Genomic DNA, 20,143 nt, shown 5'->3' with positions numbered 1-20,143 from the left:
TGTTATTATGGCTGCAAATCTTCAGGCGACCGCGCCCCTCGTCGATGGTGCCACGCTAAGCGATCAGGTGACGGAGGTGCTGCGCCACAACGTGGTGAACGGTGTGTGGAACGTGGGCGATGTGCTGCCCTCCGAAACCACATTGGCCAGCGATTTCGACGTGAGCCGCACGGTGATCCGCGAGGCTGTGTCGCGCCTTAAGGCCGAAGGCATGTTGTCGAGCCGTCAGGGCCGGGGGGCCTTTGTCGCCAGCGACCGGCCCCGTCAGGGCTTTGCTATCCCTGAACGTGACATGGAAAGCCAGCGCAAGCTTGAACAGATCCTAGAGCTGCGCATGGGGCTTGAGATCGAAGCCGCTGCCATCGCCGCCGCCCGCGCCACACCCGAGGCCCGCGCAGAGATTGAGCGTGCCGCCGCCGCCTATGATCAAAGCAACAAGATCGGTGGCCCTGCAGTGGCGGCAGGGGTCACTGCAGACCTCGATTTTCACCGCGCGGTCTGCGAGGCGACGGGGAACAGCTACTACCTTAGCCTGTTTAACTATCTTGTTGCCAGCCTGCGCGAGACGATGCTGGCCGGTCGGCTGCAAGCGCTGAAACGCGGCGGCGAAAGCCGGGATGCGATACAAGAGCACTACGACATCGCCGCCTCTATCGCCGAGGGTGACGCAGAGCGCGCCCGCCAGCGGATGCGCGACCACCTCCAGATGTCGAGCGGACGGCTCTTGGCGCAGCTCAAGACCGAGGACGGGCTGGCGGAGTGACCGTTCCTGCCGCCCTCCACGCCGCCCTTGCGCGCCCCCCCTCACTGACCATCGCGCTCAGCGGGGGGATCGACAGCCTGACGCTCTCGGCTGCCGCGGCCAAGGTGCGCGGCGCGGCGGGCGTGACGCTTTGCCATGCGGTCTCACCCGCCGTTCCGGCCGCGGCGACCGCGCGGGTGAAGGATTTCGCCACCGAATGGGGGCTGCCGCTGAAGCTGGTCGACGCGGGGGAGTTTGCCGATCCCGCCTATCGCGCCAACCCGGTCAATCGCTGTTATTTCTGCAAGTCGAACCTCTATGGCACCTTGGCGCGGATGGGGCCGCTGGTGGCGGCGGGCACCAATACCGATGATCTGTCGGACTACCGCCCCGGCCTGCAAGCGGCGGCAGAGCACGGCGTGCTGCACCCTTTCGTCGAGGCGCAGATGTCCAAGTCGGATGTGCGCACCTTGGCCCGCGCGCTCGGGCTGGGGGATCTGGCGGAACTGCCAGCCGCCCCCTGTTTGGCCAGCCGGATCGAGACCGGTCTGCGGGTGGAGCCGGCGGATCTGGCGGTGATCGACCGGGTAGAGACCCTGCTGCGTGCAGAGTTGGGCAATATCACCCTGCGCTGCCGTCTGCTGCGTGGGGGCTGGGTGGTGGAGCTTGATCCGTCTGTTTACGAAGACCTCTCCGCCCAGAAACGTGCAGCGATATTGACGCAGGTTCGGCGGGCCACGGATGACGGGCGCGCGGTCGATCTGCGGGCCTATTCAAGAGGAAGTGCATTTGTCCATCAATGAGACCGGCCCCGACGGGCATCCCGACGTGACCTTTGATCGGGGCCGCGGGGGGCGTATCGGCATCGAAGAGGCCGTGCTTTGTGAGCATAAATCCGTGGCGCAGATCGCCGCCATCATTGGCGATGCGGCGGCAGAGGAACGGCGGCTGTTGCTGACCCGGCTGACGGCAGAGCAGTTTGCCGCCCTGCCCGCCGACGCGGCGCAACGGGTCGATTACTGCACCGCCTCGCGCACCGCCATTTTGGGGGAGATCGGGCCCTTGGCCAGCACCCCGCGCATCGCCCTCGTCAGTGCGGGCACCTCTGATTACGCCCCCATGGCCGAGGCGCGGCGCACGCTGGCCTATGGCGGAATGGCGGCGACCGAGGTTTCGGACGTAGGTGTCGCCGGGCTGTGGCGTCTGCTCGCGCGGGAAGAGTTGCTGCGCGAGATGGATGTGGTGATCGTCTTTGCCGGGATGGACGCGGCGCTGCCCTCGGTCGTGGCCGGGCTGGTGCCGGGGGTGGTCATTGGTGTGCCGACCTCGGTGGGCTATGGTGTCGCCCGCGGCGGGAGGGTCGCGCTCGATTCGATACTCGCCAGCTGCGCACCGGGGGTGACGGTGGTGAACATCGACAACGGCTATGGAGCTGCAACATCGGCGCTGCGACTGGCCAATATGATGCGCCGCGCCGCGGCGGGAGGGTAGCCGGTGACAGCACCGAAACTGAAGATCAAGAAACGCCAGACATTGGCCGACCAGCTCTACGGGCAGGTCCTTGAGCAGATCGTGTCGAACAAGCTGGTGCAGGGGGAAAAGCTGCCGTCGGAGAACCAGATCGCCACCGCCTTTGGCGTGTCGCGCCCCGTGGTGCGTGAGGCGCTGCGCAAGCTGCAAGAGGACGGTCTGGTCGAGGCGCGGCGCGGCGTGGGCACCTTCGTGCGGCGGCGGCCTTCGGAAAAGCTGATCGAATATGCCACGGCGGGTTCCGTCGCTGGGCTGATGCGCGCGATGGAGGCGCGGATCACGATCGAAAAGGCCACCGCCCGCATGGCCGCGCAGCGCGCCAGCCCCAAGGATATCGCCCGGATCGAGGCAGCCCTGCAGACGCTGGAGGCATCGATGCAGGCGCGCGATCCGTCCTTTGATGCCGATTACCAATTCCACCGCGCCATCGCGGCGGCTTCGGGCAATGAGATCTTCGTCCAGATGCTGGATTGCGCCCGCGGTTCGATCGAACAGGGGATCGACGTGGCGCAAAAGCTGACGCGCCAAGGCTCCCAGGCGCGGATCGACGTGGTGATCAGCGAACATCGGCAAATCCTCGAAGCGATCCGCGCGGGCGACAGCGAAGTCGCAGGCGTGTCGATGGCCTATCACCTTTTGCAGGCGCGGGCCCGGATCACCGACCACGCCGGTATCGCATGACCCAAGCAAGCAGAAAGACCATTCCATGATCTACGACCACCGCACCTATTGCTGCCGCCCCGGCACGATCAAGAAACACCTCGCGCTCTATGCCGAATTCGGCTTCCCGGCGCAGCGCCGCATCCTGGGTGAGCCGGTAATCTATGCGCAGGTCGAGACGGGGGACGTGAATTCCTTCGTGCATATCTGGGCCTATAAGGACGCCGCCGACCGTGCCGCCCGTCGGGCGCAGATGGCGGCGGATCCTGAGTGGCAGGCCTATCTCAAGAAAAGCGCCGAGGCGGGGTATTTGGTGAGCCAGACCAATAAGATCCTGATGCCCGTGCCGCTCGATAAGTAAGCAGCGCCCCGGCCTGAGTGGTCAGGCCGGGGGTAGCCTTCAGGTCACGAGGCAGGCCTCGTCGATGCCGCGCCCTTCGTGGAAGGCGCGGATGTTGCCCGCCCAATGGCTGACCATGCGCCTGAGGTTGTCCTCACTATGGCCGCCGATATGCGGCAGCGGCAGGACATTATCGAGACGTAGCAGCGGGTTGTCCGGCTCCACCGGTTCTTGGGTAAAGACATCCAGTGCCGCCCCGGCGATGCGCTTGTGGGTCAACGTGTCGATCAGGGCCGCCTCGTCGATCAGCCCGCCGCGCCCGGTGTTCACCAAAAGCGCATCCGATTTCATCCGCGCCAGTTCATCCGCCCCGATGGTGTGGTGTGACGCATAGGTCAGCGGCATGTGCAGGCTGACGATATCGCAGGTCTCAAGGATTTCATCGCGTTCGGCATAGCGCGCGCTGGTGCCTTCGGCTGGCCCCGACCGGCGGTAGTAGAGCACCTCACAGTCAAAGCCCGTCAGCCGTTTCGCGACGAGCTGCCCGATGGCGCCAAAGCCGATCAGCCCGACCTTCTGACTGCTGAGATCCCGCGCCCCGGGGACGATTTCGGGCACGATCCATTTGCCCGCGCGGGTGTTGTTGTAATGCAGCGGGATGCGGCGCAGCGCGGCGATCATCATGCCGATGGTCAGATCCGCGATGGTGGGCGCGTTGACCCCGGGGCTCCGCGCGACCGGCACACCCATCTCGCGCGCGACATCCAAGGGGATTTTGTCATACCCGGTGCCCCATTGATGCACGAGGCGCACGCTATCGGCCCCCCGCAAGACCTCAGCTGGAAGCCCCCGCCCGCGTGGGACGATATAGGCCGCCCCCTTTACCGCTTCGGCAAAGGCTTCTTCCGAGAAGGAGGCCGCAAAGCGCAGGTCGAGCCCTTCGGCATAGCCGCGCACCTTGTCTTGCATGTCCTGCGGCATCGCGTCGAGCACGGCGACGGGGCCGATCAACCCGCCGCTCATGCCGAAGCCCCGCGCAGGTCTTCGGGCAATAGCGCCTCGGGCAGGTTTTGGTAGGACACGGGCCGCAGGAAGCGCCGGATCGCCATGGTGCCAACGGAAGTCGCGCCAAAGTTGGTCGACGCGGGGTAGGGGCCGCCATGCACCATGGCATCACAAACCTCGACCCCGGTGGGGAAGCCGTTCACCAGCACCCGGCCCGCTTTCCGTTCAAGGATCGGCATCAGTGCCTTGGCGGCGTCGGTGTCGCCTTCGTCCATCTGGAGCGTCGCGGTCAACTGACCCTCGAACCCTTTGGCAAGCTCTTGCATCTCATCGCCCGAGGACACCCGCAGCACCAGTCCCAAGGGGCCGAAAACCTCTTCCCCAAGCGCGTGGTCTTGTAGGTAGGTATCGGCGTCGGTTTCAAACAGGTTCGGCTGGGCGGCGCGGCCTTCGCTGTCGTTGCTGACCAGCGCGCGGACGGCATTACGCCCGGTGAAACGTTCCTTGCCGTCGCGGTAGGCTTGGGCGATGCCGTCGGTCAGCATGACCTGCGGGCCGACCTGCTCCAGCGCCTCTTTCGCGGCGGCGACAAAGGCGTCGCCCTCCGCGCCCTTGGCCACGACCGCGATGCCGGGGTTGGTGCAGAACTGCCCCGCGCCCATGGTCAGCGACCCGGCCCAGCCCGCGCCGATCTCAGCGCCGCGATTGCGGGCGGCATCGGCCAAAACGAACATCGGGTTCACCGACCCCAACTCGCCAAAGAAGGGGATCGGCTCGGGGCGTTGGGCGCAAAGATCAAAGAGCGCGCGCCCCCCACCGAGCGATCCGGTAAAGCCCACGGCCTTGATCAACGGGTGCTGCACCAGCGTCTGGCCCACCTCGCGGCTGTTGGCGTGGATCAGAGAGAAGACGCCGGGGTGGATGTCGCATTTCTGGATCGCCGCGTGGATCGCTTCGGCCACGATCTCCCCCGTGCCGGGGTGGGCGGAGTGCCCCTTGACCACGACTGGGCAGCCCGCCGCCAGCGCCGCGGCGGTGTCGCCGCCCGCGGTGGAGAAGGCCAGCGGGAAGTTCGACGCGCCAAAGACCGCCACCGGCCCGATGGGGCGCTGGATCATGCGGATATCGGGGCGCGGCATCGGCTGGCGTTCGGGCAGGGCACCGTCAACGCGCCGGTCCAAATGCGCGCCTTTGCGGATGTGATCGGCAAAGAGGCGCAGCTGCCCGGTTGTCCGCCCCCGCTCGCCCTGAAGACGGGCTTCGGGCAGACCGGATTCGCGGGTGCCGATCTCGGTAATGGTCTCGGCCCGGGCCTCCATCTCATCCGCGATGGTGTCGAGGAAGGCGGCGCGGGTCTCGCGGCTGGCATAGGCGTAGGACCAAAAAGCCTCCTCCGCCGCTTGGCAGGCCCGGTCGACATGGGCCGGGGTGCCGCTTTGGAATTGGGCGCTTTCGCCGGTGGCGGGGGAATTGGCGAAGGTCTCTCCGCCGCCGACCCATTCGCCGGCGATCAGATGTTTGCCGTGGGGGTGAAATCTCTTGCTGTCCGCGGTCATGATCAATCCTTATGGGTTTGCTGTGTCAAAGTGGGGGAGGGCTGCGCCATGGTCTGCACCAGCGCATCCATCTGCCGCGTGAGCAGCCAAGCGTCGCCCGCGATGGCGACGAATTCGATACCCTCGTCAAAGTACCGTTGCGCAAGATCGGCACCATAGCCGAGGATGCCCGCAGGCAGCCCGGCGGCATGGATCGCCGCGACCGCCTCGCGGATCTTCTCTTGAACATCGGGGTGCATCGGGTTGCCGGTATGGCCCATCGCGGAGGAGAGATCTCCCGGCCCGATAAAGATCGCATCCACCCCCGGCACGGCGGCAATGGCGGGGATTTCGGCCACTGCTTCGGGGGTTTCGACCTGCACGATCACGCATTGCGCCTCTGCATAGGTGCTGAGGTAATCGGTTTGCCGCGCGTAATCATTGGCGCGGATCGTGGCCGAGATGCCGCGCAGCCCTTCGGGCGGGTAGCGGGTCCATGATACGGCTTGCCGGGCGGCCTCGGCGGTCTGGATCATCGGAAACATCAAGCTGCGCACGCCGATATCCAGCAGCCGTTTGGTCATCGTCTGATCGGAAGAGGGCATCCGCACGATCATCTGCGCATCGGGATTGGCACTGCCTGCCGCGCGCAGATGGTCAGTGATTTGGCTCAGGTCGTTGGGCGCATGTTCCATATCGAGCAGCAGCCAGTCGATGCCGCTGCCCGCCGCGATCTCGGTCACCGTGGGGGAACAGAGAGAGAGCCAAAAGCCCGACAGGCGACTGCCGGGGCGAAGCGTTTGTTTCAGTGGTTTTGCCGACATTTTCGCGGCTCCTCCCTCAAATGGTATCGACAATTGGGGTGATACGGTAATATATCAGTTGGAGCAAGATGTGTTTTCCAACCTTTTTGTGATGATGTTTTAGCTGGCGAGGAATCCATGACCGAGACCAAGAAAACCGCCGATCAGCTGCGCAGCGCGCGCTGGTTCGCCCCCGACGATCTGCGCAGCTTTGGCCATCGGTCGCGTATGATGCAGATGGGTTTGGGCCCCGAGGATTGGGAGGGCCGCCCGGTGATCGGCATCCTGAACACTTGGTCCGAGATGAACCCCTGCCACCTTCATTTCCGCGACCGCGCGGAGGACGTGAAGAAGGGAATCGCGCAGGCCGGGGGGCTGGGGCTTGAGATCCCGACGATCTCGATCGACGAGAGTTTCACCAAGCCGACTTCGATGCTCTACCGCAATATGATCGCGATGGAGACCGAGGAGACGATCCGCTCGCACCCGCTCGATGGTGTGGTGCTTATGGGCGGCTGTGACAAATCCACGCCCGGTCTGACCATGGGCGCGATCAGCGCGGGGGTGCCGTTCATCTTCTTGCCCGCGGGGCCGATGCTGCGGGGCAATTACGCGGGCCGGGCGCTTGGCTCTGGCTCGGACGCGTGGAAGTTCTGGGACGAACGCCGCGCGGGCACGATCTCGGCCGAGGAATGGGTCGGCGTCGAAGGCGGCATCGCGCGGTCCTACGGGCATTGCATGACGATGGGCACCGCCTCCACCATGACCGCGATTGCCGAGGCGATGGGGCTGACCCTGCCGGGGGCCACCTCGATCCCCGCTGCGGATGCGGGCCACAAACGGATGAGCGCCTCTTGCGGGCGGCGCATTGTCGATATGGTTTGGGAGGACCTGACGCCAGACAAGATCATCACCCCCGCCGCCGTGCAAAACGCGGCGACGGTGGCGATGGCGACGGGCTGTTCGACCAACGCGGTGGTGCATCTCTTGGCCATGGCGCGCCGGGCCGGGGTGGCGCTGGAGTTGAGCGATCTCGATGCTCTGGGCCGCATCACGCCGCTGATCGCCAATATCCGGCCCTTGGGTAGCAGCGAATATCTGATGGAGGATTTCTATTTCGCGGGCGGGCTGCGGGCGCTGATGGACCAGTTGGGCGACAAGCTTGACCGGTCGGCCATCACCTGCACCGGCAAACCGCTGGAGGAGGGGATTGCGAATGCGCCTGTCTACAATGACGACGTGATCCGGCCCCTGTCGAACCCGGTCTATAAAGAAGGCTCGCTTGCCGTGCTCAAGGGCAACCTTTGCCCCAATGGCGCGGTGATCAAACCGGCGGCCTGCGATCCAAAGTTCCACCACCACGAAGGCCCGGCGCTGGTCTTTGACAGCTACCCTGAGATGAAGGCCGCCATCGACGACGAAAACCTCGATGTGACGCCCGACCATGTGCTGGTGCTGCGCAACGCAGGGCCGCAGGGCGGGCCGGGGATGCCGGAATGGGGGATGCTGCCGATGCCCAAGGCGCTTCTGAAACAGGGGCACCGCGACATGCTGCGGATCTCGGATGCGCGGATGTCGGGCACCTCTTACGGCGCTTGCATCCTGCATGTCGCGCCGGAGTCTTTCGTGGGCGGGCCGCTGGCGCTGCTGAAAACGGGGGACATCGTGCGCATGGATCTTGAGGCCCGCACCCTCGACATGCTGGTGGATGAGGACGAACTCGCCGCCCGCCGCGCCGCGTGGAAAGCGCCCGAGCCACGGTTCGAGCGGGGCTGGGGCTATATGTTCCAGCGCCATGTGGGGCAGGCCGATCAGGGCTGCGACTTCGACTACCTCACCGCTGCCTTCGGCCAAGCGGCGGGCGAGCCGGATATCTTCTGAGAGGGGCTGGCAATGACACATGATCTATCGAAAGCGCTTACCGGCATCTCGGGCATCCTCGTGACCCCCTATGACGCGGGCGGAGAGATCGCGCCGCGCAAGCTGGCACCGATCATCGACCGCGCACTTGCCGCCGGGGTGCATATCCCGGTGGTGAACGGCAATACCGGCGAATATTACGCGCTGACCAATGATGAGGCCTGCACCATGGTGCGCGAGGTGGCGCAGATGGTCGATGGGCGCGCGCCGCTGCTTGCGGGTGTCGGGCGCGGCATTCGCGATGCCTGCGCGCTGGCCAAGGCAAGCGCCGAGGCGGGGGCGGATGCGCTGATGATCCATCAGCCGCCCGATCCTTTCGTCTCCCCCCGCGGTACGGTCGATTATGTGCGCGCGGTGCGGGATGCGTCGGGCGGGCTGCCGGTGATGCTGTACCTGCGCAATGACGCGATGGGGCCCGAGGGCATCGCGCGGCTGTGCGAGGTCGACGGGGTGAAGGGCGTCAAATGGGCCACACCGAACCCGTTGAACCTTGCCCGCGCGATCGAAGCGGCGCCGAAAGACATTGTCTGGGTCGGCGGTTTGGCCGAGGTCTGGGCGCCGCCGCTCTATGCCGTGGGGGCGCGGGGCTTCACCTCGGGCCTTATCAACGTCTGGCCCGAGCGCTCGGTCGCCATCCACGCGGCACTCGACGCAGGCGACTACGGCGAAGCGAACCGCCTCATCGCCGGGATGCGTGCCTTTGAGGACATCCGCGCGGAAGAGCATAACGGCACCAATGTCACCGGCGTCAAAGCGGCTCTCATGGCCATCGGACAGGATTGCGGCCCCACGCGCCCGCCTTCCGCATGGCCGCTGACGGAACAGCAGCAGGCGGTGTTGGATCAATTCGTGAAAGACAATCAACTGAAGGGAGAGGCGGCATGAGCCCCGAACTACGCGAGAAACTTCAAGCGGTCTCGGTCGCGACATTGGCGACGGCGCTGTACAAGCGCGGGCTGCGCAATCAGGTGGTGCAGGGGGTCGGCCCGGTGGCCGCCAAGGGGCGCAACATGGTCGGGCCCGCCTTTACCCTGCGCTATATGCCCGCCCGCGAAGACCGCAACCAACTGGTCGAGTTCCGCAATCCCGAACACCCGCAGCGCGTCGCGATCGAGACCTGCCCCGAGGGCCATGTGCTGGTGATGGACAGCCGCAAAGATGCGCGTGCCGCCAGCGCCGGTGACATCCTGATCACCCGGCTGATGATGCGCGGCGCGGCGGGCGTGGTGACTGATGGCGGTTTGCGCGATGCGGCGACCATCGGCGCGCTGGAAATCCCCGCCTATCACGCGCGCCCCTCCAGCCCCACAAACCTGACGCTGCATGAGGCGATCGAGATCAACTGCCCCGTGGGCTGCGGCGATGCCCCGGTCTTTCCCGGAGATATCGTGGTGGGCGACGACGACTGCGTGATCATCATCCCCGCGGATATCGCCAAAGAGGTGGCAGATGAGGCTGTCGAGATGACCGCCTATGAGGATTTCGTGGTGGAGCAGGTCAAGGATGGCGCCGGGATCATCGGGCTCTACCCCGGCACTAAGCAAGAGAACCTTGATAAGTTCGCCGCGTGGCGCAAGGCCAACAACCGCTGACTTAGGGCTTTTCCGGGGTGAAATACTCCGGGAAAGCCGCCCGTTTCTCGGTCATCCGGTCGACGGTGCGTTGCAGGTGCTGGCGCAGTGCCTCCATCGCCGCAGGCGCATCGCCCGCTTCGATCCCGTCGAGGATGCGGCTGTGGCCGCCGATCACGTCCTTGTTGTTCAGAATTCGCCCCGCCTCATCAATGTCGTCCAAATGCAGGCGGCGCAGGCGTTCCAAGTGGCCCGCATGGCTGCGCATGATGCGCTGGCTCTGCACATGACCCGCCGCCACGAAGAGGGTCTGGTGAAACACCTCGTCCAGCTCTTGAAAGGTCGGCACATCGCCGGGCTGGTCCGAGATGCTGCTTTGCAAGGCGACGATGCTGCGCAGACGGGTGAGGGCTTCGGGCGCGATCTCATCGGCCAAACGGCGCACGACTTCGGTCTCAAGCGCGATGCGCATGAACTGCGCCTCGCGGATTGCCGACATATCGATCGGTGTGACCAGCGTGCGCGATTGCGGGTAGATCTTGACCAGCCCCTCTTTGGCCAGCTGTTGCAGCGCATCGCGCAGCGGCGTCAGGCTGACGCCATGGGTCTCGGCCAGTTCGGCACGCAACAGCGGCGTGCCGGGCGGCAGGTCGAGCCTTACGATCTGATCGCGCAGAGTGGCGTAAACCCCGCGCCCCGTCGGCCCGCCCTCAAACAGACCCAAGTCGGCCCCACCGCCGAGGATGCTTTTGGCAAGGGTCTGTGCGCTCTGCGCGGCGGGTTTCTTCGATGCGGTCATGCGGGCTCTTCCATAGCTGTTAAATCTAATATATCAGTTAATGACATCTTACCGAAGCGGTTTTTTCGACACCCAAGGGAGGGGGAGCATCCGATGGACAGCCAGACCATGCAAGAGGACAGACGCGCAAAGGTGATGCTGCTGTCACCGACGGATAACGTGGTCGTGGCAACCGCGGCGGTTCCCCGTGGCGCGGTATTGCCGCAAGACGGGCTGCGTGCCAACCATGATACGCCCCAAGGTCACAAGATCGCGATCCGCCCGATCCAGCGCGGCGCGCCGATCCTAAAATTCGACACGGTGATCGGCTATGCGGCAGAAGAGATCGCCGCAGGCGACTGGTTGCACAGCCATAACATCAAGTTCGATGCGGTCGACAAAGACTATGCCTTTGCCCGCGATTATACCCCGACCAAGCTGCTGCCACCGCAAGAGCGCGCCCAGTTCATGGGCATCCGCCGCGCGAATGGCCGGGTGGGCACGCGCAACTACATCGGGCTTTTCGTCACCGTGAACTGCTCGGCCACCGTGGCGCGCAAGATCGCCAATTACTTCGACGAAGAGCGGATGGAGGCATGGGAGAATGTCGACGGGGTGATCCCCTTCATCCACGAATCCGGTTGCGGGATGGAGCTTACCGGCGAGCCGATGGACCTGCTGCGCCGCACACTCTCGGGCTATATCCGCCACCCCAATCTGGCCGGGGCTGTGGTCCTGTCGCTGGGTTGTGAGCGCAACAACCTCGCCCAGTTCTTTGAAGAGGAGGGGTTGGCCGAGGGCAAGATGCTGCGCTGCGTCACCATGCAACATGTCGGCGGCACGGCCCGCGCGATTGCCGAAGGCAAAGAGGCGGTGCGCGAAATGCTGGATCAGGCCAATGCCGTCCGTCGCGAGCCCTGTTCGGCGGAACATATCACCATCGGGATGCAATGCGGCGGGTCGGACGGGCTTTCGGGGCTCTCGGCCAACCCCGGTCTGGGGGCGGCGGCGGATATCCTCGTGCGCAACGGCGGCACGGCGATCCTTTCGGAAACGCCCGAGATTTTCGGCGTCGAACACCTCCTGACCCGGCGCGCCCGCAGTGAAGAGGTGGGGCGCAAGCTGGTCGAACGCATGGATTGGTGGTTGGACTATACCAAGGGCCGCGACACGCAGATCAACGGCGTGGTCAGCCCCGGCAATCAGGCAGGCGGGCTGGCAAATGTGCTGGAAAAATCGCTCGGCGGGGCCAAGAAAAGCGGCAGCACGGGGCTGATGGAAGTCTACCGCTATGCCGAACCCGTGACGCAAAAGGGGTTGGTCTTCATGGATACGCCCGGCTTCGATCCCGTCTCGGCCACCGGGCAGATCGCGGGGGGCGCGAACCTGATCTGCTTCACCACCGGGCGCGGGTCGTGCTTTGGCTCTTACCCCTCACCGACGATCAAACTCGCCTCCAACACGCCGATGTTCACCAAGATGCAGGACGATATGGACATCAACTGCGGCACCGTGATCGACGGCGACCAAAGCCTAGAGGAATTGGGGCAAACGATTTTCGAGCGCATCCTCGCCATCGCCTCGGGCGAGCAAAGCAAATCCGAAGCGCTCGGCGTGGGCGAAGAGGAATTCGCGCCTTGGCCGATTGGGGTCACGGGGTAACAGATGTCGAAGGGGACAGCGCAGATGAAACCGAACTATGTGAAACTGGTCGAGGATACGCCGCTGCCGCGCATGGCGCTTTGCCGTCAGACCTTTGCCGCAACCCAGATCGACGACCCGCGCGCCGCCGTGGCAGAGGCGATGCAGGCCGATTGCGCGGACAAGATCAAGCCGGGCATGTCCATCGCCATCACCGCGGGCAGCCGCGGGCTGGCGAACCTGCCGGAACTGCTGGCCGCCATCGTGGCCGAGGTCCGCGCGCGCGGGGCGCATCCCTTTGTCGTGCCCGCCATGGGCAGCCACGGCGGCGCCACCGCAGAGGGGCAAACCGCGCTGCTGGCGAAACTGGGCGTGACCGAAGAGAGCCTCGGTTGCGAAATCCGCTCTTCGATGGAAACCGATGAGATCGGCGTGCTCGACAACGGCATGTCGGTGCGGATGGACCGCCATGCCAATGCCGCCGATGGGATCATCCTGTTCAACCGGATCAAGCCGCATACCTCTTTCCGCGCGCCAAACGAAAGCGGGCTGGCCAAAATGCTCTCGATCGGGTTGGGCAAGCAATCGGGGGCCGAGACCTGCCATTCGCGCGGGATCGATAACGTCGGCATCTTCGTGGCCAAAATGGCGCGCATGAAGCTGGAACGTTGCAAGGTGCTTTTCGGCATTGGCACGATTGAGAATGCCTATGACGGACTGGCGCAGGTCGTGGCGCTTGACAGCGACGGGATGCTGGAGGCCGAAGCCCCCTATCTGCAAGAGGCGATGCGCAACATGCCCCGTCTGCCACTGGGGCCGCTGGACGCGCCTTCGGCCTCGGGCGATCTGGACGTACTGGTGGTGGATGAGATCGGCAAGGAGTTCTCAGGCACCGGGATGGACCCCAATATCACCCATCGGTTTTCGAGCGAGAAGATGCAGGTGCATCTGCATATCTCACGGCTGGTGGCGCTTGGCCTTTCGCCGCGCAGCAATGGCAACGGCAATGGCGCGGCGCGGGCGGATGTGATCACGCAGCGGTTGGAGCAGGATTTCGACCGAGAGGCGGTTTACGCCAATGCCATCACATCGCAGGTGTTGAAACAATCGAAAATCCCCATGGTCATGCCCTGCGACCGCACCGCGATCCAGACAGCGGTCAAGACCTGCGGGGCCGAGGATATCACCAAGGTCCGGCTGCTGCGCATCCCCAACACGTTGAAGCTTGAGTATCTCTATGCCTCCGAGGCGATGCTGCCGGAACTGCGCGACCGCCCGGGGCTTGAGGTGATTGGCGATCTGCAAGAGATGCAGTTCGACGGCGGCTTGCTGCGCAACCCTTGGCCGGAGGGGCATTGATGCGGGGGCAGGGGCTTCACCTACACCTCGATCCCGTTGGCGGGGCGGCGGGGGATATGTTCATCGCCGCGATGTTGCATGCCTTCCCCGATCTGGCCGAGCGCGCCTTGGCCGATGTCGCCGCCGTGCTCCCCGCTGAGGTGGGCCATGCGGAACTGAGCGAACATGTCGCCTCGGGCATCACGTCGCGCCGGTTTGAGCTGGTGCTGACAGCACCCGACGCCGGCAGGCGGCACGGGGCCGAGACGACCTATCGCGCCATGCGCAACTTGCTAGAGAACGCAGCGCTGTCGGAGGGCACGGCGGAGGCCGCCTGCGCCATCCTTCACCGGATCGCCGAGGCCGAAGCGCAGGTCCATGACATCCCCATCGACCGGGTGCATTTCCACGAGATCGCGGATTGGGACGCGCTGATGGATGTGACCGCCGCGGGCAGCATCTGCGCCGCGCTGGCGGGGGCGACCGTCTCGCTAGCACCACTGCCCCTCGGCGGCGGCTTGGTCGAGACGGCGCATGGCAAACTGCCGGTGCCCGCGCCTGCCACGGCGTTGATCTTGCAAGGCTATGACTGGCATGACGACGGCGTGCCGGGCGAGCGGGTGACACCCACGGGGGCCGCGATCCTTGCCCATCTCACCGGCGGCAGCCCCATCGCCAGCCGCCCACCGGGGCGGCTGCGCTGTACCGGATCGGGCGCGGGGATGCGGGTGGTGAAAGGCCTGCCGAATATCCTGCGGGTCAGCGTCTTTGACACCGCCGCGGCGGGCATCGCGCAGGACAGTCTCGTGCAATTCGCCTGCGATATCGACGATATGACGGGCGAAGAACTGGGCGCGGCGGTGGATCGGTTGCGCTGCATGGAGGGCGTGGTCGATCTCATGATGCTCAGCGGGCAGGGCAAGAAATCCCGCCCCGTCACGCGGCTTGAGTTGCTGGTCCAGCCGCAAGAGGCTGAGGCGGTCGCCGCGCGGGTCTTCGATCTGACCTCGACCCTCGGCCTCCGCCGCAGTCTTGTCGACCGGCTGATCCTCCCGCGGGAAAGCGATGACAGCGGGCCGCTTCGGCGCAAGCGCGCACGGCGCCCCGGTGGGCATGAGACGGTGAAGGTCGAAAGCGACGATCTGGCTGAGGCCGAGACCCTGCATGCCCGCCGCAGCCGCGCCCGCGCGGCGGAGGGGTAGGGGCCGGTGATCTAACTTGCTTATCACCGGCCCGCGTGTGAAAACCCTCTGACGTCAGTTCAGGGGGCCGCATGGACACGCCACTCACCGCCACGTTGCGTCAGTATGAGGTCTTCGTCGCCATCGCGGAAACGCTGCATTTCGGTCAAGCGGCAGCCGCGCTCGGCGTGGCGCAACCGGCGCTGACGCAGCAGCTGAAACATCTCGAAACCGCCTTTGGCGGTGAGCTTCTCTTTGACCGCAACCGCCGCAGGGTGATGCTGACGGACTTCGGCAAGTCGCTGCTGCCCGAGGCCCGTGCCCTGCTGCAACAGGCCCGGCGGGTCGAGGCATTGGCCGAAGCGGCGCGCAGCGGTCAGCGCGGGCGGATCGAATTGGCCTATGTCGGCTCGGCCTCCTACGCCGGGATCCTCGGGCGGCTCCTGCGCGAATTGCGCGCGGGCGCGGCAGAGGTGGATCTGATCCTGCGCGAGTTGGACATGGACCTGCAAATCGCCGAGATCGTGGCGGGGAGGCTCGACGCGGGTTTTGTGCGCCTGCCGCTTTCCGGCGTGCCGGAGGATTTGGCCACCCGCACGGTTCATACCGAGGATATCCTGCTAGCCGTGCCGCCCGATCACCGCCTTGCCGAGGTGCCTTCCGTTGCCATGGCGGCGCTGCGCGAGGAGAGTTTCATTTTCAGCCACCTTGGCCCCGACATGGGCTTTGCCGCCTGCGCCTATCAACTCTGCGCCGATGCCGGTTTTGCCCCCCGCGTGGCCCATCGCGCACCGCAGTTCACCGCCATCGTGAATTTCGTCTCGGCGGGTCTCGGGGTGGCTTTCGTCCCCGCCTCCGCCGCGCGGATGAAGGATGCGGGCGTGTCCTTTCTGCCGATCCGTGACGCCAAGGTGCAAAGCCGGATCGGGCTGGCCTATCTGCGCGATGCGCGCAATCCGGTCCTGCGCAGGTTGCTTGCGGCCCTCGCCCCCGAGGGCTGATTACCCGACCGCCGTGCCACCACAGACAAAGACCGTCTGCCCGGTGATAAAGCCACTGCGCGGATCGGCAAAGAAGGACACCGCCTGCGCCACATCTTCAGGTGTTCCCATCCGGCCCATCGGCACCGCATCGACGATGGCGCGGGTTTCCGGCGCGTCTTCGGGGTTGTTCTCCCAGAAAGCGGTGGTGGCGATGGGGCCGGGGGCGACACAGTTCACGGTGATCCTGTCGCGCGCCAGTTCCAGCGCCCAAGTCCGCGCCATCGACTGGATCGCGCCCTTGCTCGCGGAATAGAGCGTGCGGTCGATCTTGCCCTTGGTCACGCGGCTGGTGTTCATCACAATCCGGCCGCCGCCCGCCGTGCGCATCCCCGGGACGACCAGTTTCGCGGCCAGAATGCTGGGGCGCAGGTTCAGATGCATGATGGAGTCGAAATCGTCGAGGGCGACAGCGTCGAAAGACGCAGGTTTCACAATGCCGACGTTATTGACCAGACAGGTGACCGGCCCCTGCGCGAGGATGTGTTGGAGGGCAGCCGTGGTCGCCGCGATGTCCGTCAGATCCACCCGCTGCGCATCCGCCCGAAGCGCGGGGTCTTCCGGTTCTTCGATATCCTGCACGAAGACACGCCAGCCATCTTCACGCAGCCTGCGCGCGATGCCGAGGCCGATGTTGCGCGCGCCGCCGGTGACGAGCGCATGGCGCGGAGAGGGGTCTTGGGTCACGGGGCGGCATCCTTTTTCCTATTCGCTGTTTACTTATCACTACGCACTGGTGATAAGTAAACAACTGATATCCGGGAGGGGGATCACATGGCCAAAGGCATCATCATCGTGGGGGCGGGTACGATGGGCCAATCCATCGGCAGGCTCTTTGGCCAGCACGGCTGGACGGTCCAAGCGGTCGACCCAACCGAGGCCGCGCGGGAGGCATTTTTGACCGCGGTGCCGGGGTCGACCGCCTGCGCCGCGTTGGAGGGGGCAGGGCAGGCCGATCTCGCGCTGGAATGCGTGCCGGAAGACCTCGCGCTGAAACGCCGTGTGCTCGCCGCTTTGGAAGGGGCCGTGCCGGGGGGCGCACCGATTTTGTCCAACACCTCTGGCCTGCGGTTGGAAGAGATGACGGCGGATATGGCCCGGCCCGAACGCGCCGTGATCACGCATTTCTTCAACCCCGGCGATGTGATCCCCGCCGTCGAAGTCGTCGCAGCTGAAGACGCGCCCGAAGGGCTTTGCGCCGAGGTCATGACCCTGCTGCGCGGGTTGGAGCGGCGGCCCGTGCGGCTGAATAACGCGACGCCCGGTTTCGTGGCCAATCGCATTCAACATGCCATCATGCGCGAATGTCTGCATTTGGTGGATCAAGGGGTCGCCAGCCCGGCGGAGATCGACGAGATCGTGCAATGGTCCGTCGGCGTGCGCATGGCGCTTTCCGGCCCGTTCCGCCAGCGCGATTTGAACGGGCTGGGCACCCATCTGAGCATCGCCGAATACCTCTACCCGGACCTTTGCGACCGGCACGACCCTTCGCCCAGCCTCACCGCATTGGTCGAGCGGGGGCATCTTGGCAAACGCAGCGGCAAGGGGTTCTACGACTGGCCTGAGGAGGGCGATGGCGCGGCGGCGGAAGCCGCGCTGCGCCGTGTCATCGCCCTTGCCCGCGACAGCGTCGATTGATTTTCCAGAAAGCCGAGGACACCCATGACCGATACTCCTGCCATCATCTGCGTGGCCATCACCGGATCGCTGCCGACCAAGGTCGACAACCCGGCGGTGCCGATCGACATTAGCGAACAGATCGAAAGCACCCATGCCGCGTTCGAGGCCGGGGCGACGATCTGCCATGCCCATGTGCGCACCGCCGATGGCACCCCCACGGCGGACCCCGACCGTTTCGCGCGGCTGCAAGAGGGGCTGCGTGAACACTGCCCCGGCATGATCGTGCAATTCTCAACCGGCGGACGTTCGGGCGCGGGCAAGAACCGGGGCGGGATGTTGCCGCTGCGGCCCGACATGGCCTCGCTTTCGGTGGGGTCGAACAACTTTCCCAACCGCGTCTATGAGAACCCGCCCGAGCTTGTCGATTGGCTGGCGGAAGAGATGATGACCTATAGCGTGCTGCCCGAGATCGAAGTCTTTGACCTCAGCCACATCCTACAGGCCAAGGCGATGGCGGAGGCGGGCAAGATCCCGGCCCGGCCCTATATCCAATTTGTCATGGGCGTGAAAAACGCCATGCCAGCGGATCGGGAGGTTTTTGATTTCTATATCAAAACCGTCAAACGGCTCTTCGGCGATATCCCGTGGTGCGCCGCCGGGATCGGGCGGCATCAGGCCGAGTTGAACGCATGGTGCGCCGCCGCGGGGGGCCATCTGCGCACGGGGCTGGAGGACAACATCCGGCTGGACAAACAGACCCTCGCCCCCTCCAATGCCGCCCTCGTGACCCGCGCGGCCGAGATCTGCGCAGAGGCCGGTCGCCCCGTCGCCACCGCGCAGCAGGCGCGTGAGATTCTGGGGCTGGCCTGAGTCCAGCCCGGTCCACCGTGATAGAACAAGGAGATTGAGATGAAGAAACTGACATTCGCCCTCGCCACCTTTGCCGCACCGTTGGCGGCGCATGAGGGCGCGCATGTGCATCCCCATGGCAACGATCCCTTCTGGGCGGTGGCGATGCTGTCGCTGGCGATCGTGATCCTTGCCGCGGCGGTGCTGCGCCGCAAGTAAGGCGTCAGCGCCGATCAGCCACCAAAGCCGCGCGATCCGCCCGCCCGGCCAAAGCCGCCGCGCGATGCCGCAGTGGCACGGGTCATCGGGGTTTTGCCGATGGTGGTGCTGGGGCGGGTGAATTGCGAAGTGCTGAGCTTGGCCGCGCCGCGATTTGTCGAATAGGTGCTGGAGCGCGCGGCATTGGTGAAGCGCCCATCGGAGGTTTTGTAAAGCGGCTGCGCCGCCGCCATACCGGCGCGGTTGCTCATCATATTGCCGATCAGATAGCCCGCCAGCAGGGGCATGAAGATGCCACCCGATCCGCCTTGGGTCGCCGCCTCTTCCGAGCCGCAGGCGCCTTCGCCATGCTGCTCTTCGCAGACCTCAAGGCTGTCGTAGCGCGGGGCGGATTCCACATGGAGGGTCTGGGCCGCGTCAAAGGCGGTCTCGCAGTCCTGCTCGCTGTACATCCCGCCACGTTCGGCATCGGCAAGACAGCTTTGCAGGTCGGGGAAGGCGGCGGCATCGACCTTTTCCTCCTCACAGCCAGCAAGGGTGAAGGCGGCGGCGCCGACGATGGCGATGGAAACCCGTTTCGAGCGTTTGGTCATAATGGTCGTCTTTCTGCCAAGGGGCGGCGGAGCGGTGGGCTATGCCAGAATGTAGTGCGGTTTGAAGCGTGACAAATCCTGCGTGATGCGCGATCGGTCTTCGCGGATGCCGATGCCCGCGCAGGTATCGCCCACGATCCACGAGCCGATCACCGGGCGAAAGCCGTCGAAGGTGGGCAGCGGGGCATAGGCCTGCACGATGCGCGGATGCTCGGCGTAATCAGAGTTTTGCGACTGTTCGATCACCTTGCCAGATTGGTGGATCGTGACCGACGCCCCCTCGCGCGAAAGGATCGGCTTGCGCACATGCGCCTCGGCCAGTTCCGCCGCGGCACGGTCAAAAGCGTCGGCGCAGGCGGGGGCGGCGGGGCCGCGCCCGGCGAGCGCATCGGCCACATCAGCCTCGAAAAACGCGGGCAGCAGATTGGGGTGGCCTTCGAACATCTGCCACAGCACGGGCAGGAGGCCCTTGTTGGACAAAAGCGCTTTCCACGCAGGCTCCAGAAACAGACAGCCCGAGCCTTGGATATGTGCGGCGTAGTCGTCGCGCAGAAGGTCTTCCCATGGGTAGAGTTTGAACAGGACGGCAATGCGGCGGTCTTGATCATCAAGGAAATGTCCATCGTCGCTCAGCCCGATCTTGTCGAGATCGCAGTAATGCGCGCCCAGCCCCGCCTCGCGGGGGCTCTGTTGCAAAGTTTTGTTCAGGCCGCGTGGGCCCCTCTTTTGGGCGCAGTTATGCTGCGGCGAGGCTTTCCTCAATGATTGCGACAGCCTC

22 protein-coding genes are annotated in these 20,143 nt (G+C 65.2%); 15 read left to right on the top strand and 7 right to left on the bottom strand.

Features of this window, described 5'->3' with window-relative positions:
* Nucleotides 1-7 precede the first annotated feature (7 nt).
* From BUB53_RS21060 to BUB53_RS21040, 5 genes are read left to right on the top strand one after another with little or no spacing between them, the layout of a single operon-like run.
* Nucleotides 8-763, top strand: a complete 756-nt coding sequence (locus BUB53_RS21060) for a FadR/GntR family transcriptional regulator (RefSeq protein ID WP_073037919.1) — start codon at nt 8-10, stop codon at nt 761-763.
* A complete protein-coding gene (locus tag BUB53_RS21055; protein ID WP_073037917.1) occupies nt 760-1,545 on the top strand; it encodes an ATP-dependent sacrificial sulfur transferase LarE in 786 nt (261 codons plus the stop codon). The genes BUB53_RS21060 and BUB53_RS21055 overlap by 4 nt, the downstream gene beginning before the upstream one ends.
* Nucleotides 1,532-2,233 (top strand): nickel pincer cofactor biosynthesis protein LarB, encoded by a 702-nt coding sequence (gene larB / locus BUB53_RS21050; RefSeq protein WP_200797834.1) that lies wholly within the window; start codon nt 1,532-1,534, stop codon nt 2,231-2,233. The genes BUB53_RS21055 and larB overlap by 14 nt, the downstream gene beginning before the upstream one ends.
* Before the next feature lie 3 nt (nt 2,234-2,236).
* Nucleotides 2,237-2,953 carry a FadR/GntR family transcriptional regulator gene (locus BUB53_RS21045; protein ID WP_073037915.1) on the top strand — a complete coding sequence of 239 codons (717 nt, stop codon included), beginning with the start codon at nt 2,237-2,239 and terminating at the stop codon, nt 2,951-2,953.
* 25 nt (nt 2,954-2,978) lie between these two features.
* The gene (locus BUB53_RS21040; RefSeq protein ID WP_073037913.1) at nt 2,979-3,293 is read left to right on the top strand and encodes an NIPSNAP family protein; all 315 of its coding nucleotides are present in this window, start codon (nt 2,979-2,981) and stop codon (nt 3,291-3,293) included.
* 39 nt (nt 3,294-3,332) lie between these two features.
* Here BUB53_RS21040 and BUB53_RS21035 read toward each other — a convergent pair whose 3' ends face one another.
* From BUB53_RS21035 to BUB53_RS21025, 3 genes are read right to left on the bottom strand one after another with little or no spacing between them, the layout of a single operon-like run.
* Nucleotides 3,333-4,295, bottom strand: a complete 963-nt coding sequence (locus tag BUB53_RS21035; protein ID WP_073037911.1) for a 2-hydroxyacid dehydrogenase — start codon at nt 4,293-4,295, stop codon at nt 3,333-3,335.
* Complete coding sequence (locus BUB53_RS21030) at nt 4,292-5,833, bottom strand: aldehyde dehydrogenase (NADP(+)) (RefSeq protein ID WP_073037909.1); 1,542 nt, start codon at nt 5,831-5,833, stop codon at nt 4,292-4,294. The genes BUB53_RS21035 and BUB53_RS21030 overlap by 4 nt, the downstream gene beginning before the upstream one ends.
* A 2-nt stretch (nt 5,834-5,835) precedes the next feature.
* A complete protein-coding gene (locus tag BUB53_RS21025; protein ID WP_073037907.1) occupies nt 5,836-6,636 on the bottom strand; it encodes an HpcH/HpaI aldolase family protein in 801 nt (266 codons plus the stop codon).
* A 117-nt stretch (nt 6,637-6,753) separates the two neighbouring features.
* Between BUB53_RS21025 and araD the strand changes: the two genes are divergently transcribed.
* The 3 genes from araD to BUB53_RS21010 are packed head-to-tail and all read left to right on the top strand — an operon-like array spanning nt 6,754 to nt 10,127.
* On the top strand, nt 6,754-8,496 hold the full coding sequence (gene araD / locus BUB53_RS21020) for an L-arabinonate dehydratase (RefSeq protein WP_067267661.1): 1,743 nt from the start codon (nt 6,754-6,756) through the stop codon (nt 8,494-8,496).
* A gap of 12 nt (nt 8,497-8,508) precedes the next feature.
* Nucleotides 8,509-9,420: a dihydrodipicolinate synthase family protein gene (locus BUB53_RS21015; protein ID WP_073037906.1), complete on the top strand. Its 912-nt coding sequence runs from the start codon at nt 8,509-8,511 to the stop codon at nt 9,418-9,420.
* Nucleotides 9,417-10,127: a ribonuclease activity regulator RraA gene (locus BUB53_RS21010; protein WP_073037905.1), complete on the top strand. Its 711-nt coding sequence runs from the start codon at nt 9,417-9,419 to the stop codon at nt 10,125-10,127. Before BUB53_RS21015 ends, BUB53_RS21010 begins: the two co-directional genes overlap by 4 nt.
* Before the next feature lies 1 nt (nt 10,128).
* Here the strand turns inward: BUB53_RS21010 and BUB53_RS21005 are convergent, their stop codons facing one another.
* Nucleotides 10,129-10,905, bottom strand: coding sequence for a GntR family transcriptional regulator (locus tag BUB53_RS21005; protein WP_084729401.1), 777 nt, complete (start codon nt 10,903-10,905; stop codon nt 10,129-10,131).
* A 93-nt stretch (nt 10,906-10,998) separates the two neighbouring features.
* Here BUB53_RS21005 and BUB53_RS21000 point away from each other — a divergent pair, with 93 nt between their 5' ends.
* From BUB53_RS21000 to BUB53_RS20985, 4 genes are all read left to right on the top strand, one after another.
* Nucleotides 10,999-12,546: a UxaA family hydrolase gene (locus BUB53_RS21000; RefSeq protein WP_229709619.1), complete on the top strand. Its 1,548-nt coding sequence runs from the start codon at nt 10,999-11,001 to the stop codon at nt 12,544-12,546.
* Nucleotides 12,547-12,570: 24 nt separating this feature from the next.
* Nucleotides 12,571-13,884, top strand: a complete 1,314-nt coding sequence (locus BUB53_RS20995) for a nickel pincer cofactor-dependent isomerase, group 22 (protein ID WP_073037904.1) — start codon at nt 12,571-12,573, stop codon at nt 13,882-13,884.
* Complete coding sequence (larC, locus tag BUB53_RS20990; protein ID WP_073037903.1) at nt 13,884-15,065, top strand: nickel pincer cofactor biosynthesis protein LarC; 1,182 nt, start codon at nt 13,884-13,886, stop codon at nt 15,063-15,065. The genes BUB53_RS20995 and larC overlap by 1 nt, the downstream gene beginning before the upstream one ends.
* A 71-nt stretch (nt 15,066-15,136) precedes the next feature.
* Nucleotides 15,137-16,045 carry a LysR family transcriptional regulator gene (locus BUB53_RS20985; protein WP_073037901.1) on the top strand — a complete coding sequence of 303 codons (909 nt, stop codon included), beginning with the start codon at nt 15,137-15,139 and terminating at the stop codon, nt 16,043-16,045.
* Here BUB53_RS20985 and BUB53_RS20980 read toward each other — a convergent pair whose 3' ends face one another.
* On the bottom strand, nt 16,046-16,771 hold the full coding sequence (locus BUB53_RS20980; RefSeq protein ID WP_073037898.1) for an SDR family NAD(P)-dependent oxidoreductase: 726 nt from the start codon (nt 16,769-16,771) through the stop codon (nt 16,046-16,048).
* A gap of 87 nt (nt 16,772-16,858) precedes the next feature.
* Between BUB53_RS20980 and BUB53_RS20975 the strand changes: the two genes are divergently transcribed.
* Genes BUB53_RS20975 through BUB53_RS20965 form a run of 3 tightly spaced genes read left to right on the top strand, consistent with a single transcriptional unit; the run spans nt 16,859 to nt 18,772 of the window.
* The gene (locus tag BUB53_RS20975) at nt 16,859-17,722 is read left to right on the top strand and encodes a 3-hydroxyacyl-CoA dehydrogenase NAD-binding domain-containing protein (RefSeq protein WP_073037895.1); all 864 of its coding nucleotides are present in this window, start codon (nt 16,859-16,861) and stop codon (nt 17,720-17,722) included.
* 24 nt (nt 17,723-17,746) lie between these two features.
* Nucleotides 17,747-18,574 (top strand): 3-oxoadipate:acetyl-CoA acetyltransferase, encoded by an 828-nt coding sequence (locus BUB53_RS20970; RefSeq protein ID WP_073037893.1) that lies wholly within the window; start codon nt 17,747-17,749, stop codon nt 18,572-18,574.
* A gap of 39 nt (nt 18,575-18,613) precedes the next feature.
* Nucleotides 18,614-18,772, top strand: a complete 159-nt coding sequence (locus tag BUB53_RS20965) for a peptidase M23 (RefSeq protein ID WP_073037890.1) — start codon at nt 18,614-18,616, stop codon at nt 18,770-18,772.
* A 14-nt stretch (nt 18,773-18,786) separates the two neighbouring features.
* Here the strand turns inward: BUB53_RS20965 and BUB53_RS20960 are convergent, their stop codons facing one another.
* Together BUB53_RS20960 and BUB53_RS20955 are read right to left on the bottom strand one after the other, a co-directional pair.
* Nucleotides 18,787-19,365 carry a DUF1190 domain-containing protein gene (locus BUB53_RS20960; protein WP_073037887.1) on the bottom strand — a complete coding sequence of 193 codons (579 nt, stop codon included), beginning with the start codon at nt 19,363-19,365 and terminating at the stop codon, nt 18,787-18,789.
* Nucleotides 19,366-19,404: 39 nt separating this feature from the next.
* The coding region (locus tag BUB53_RS20955) for a glutathionylspermidine synthase family protein (RefSeq protein ID WP_143163302.1) at nt 19,405-20,143 on the bottom strand (739 nt) is incomplete at its 5' end.

This window comes from Roseovarius pacificus, from assembly GCF_900142665.1.
GTDB lineage: Bacteria > Pseudomonadota > Alphaproteobacteria > Rhodobacterales > Rhodobacteraceae > Roseovarius > Roseovarius pacificus.
This window is presented reverse-complemented; position numbering and strand designations above follow the sequence as displayed.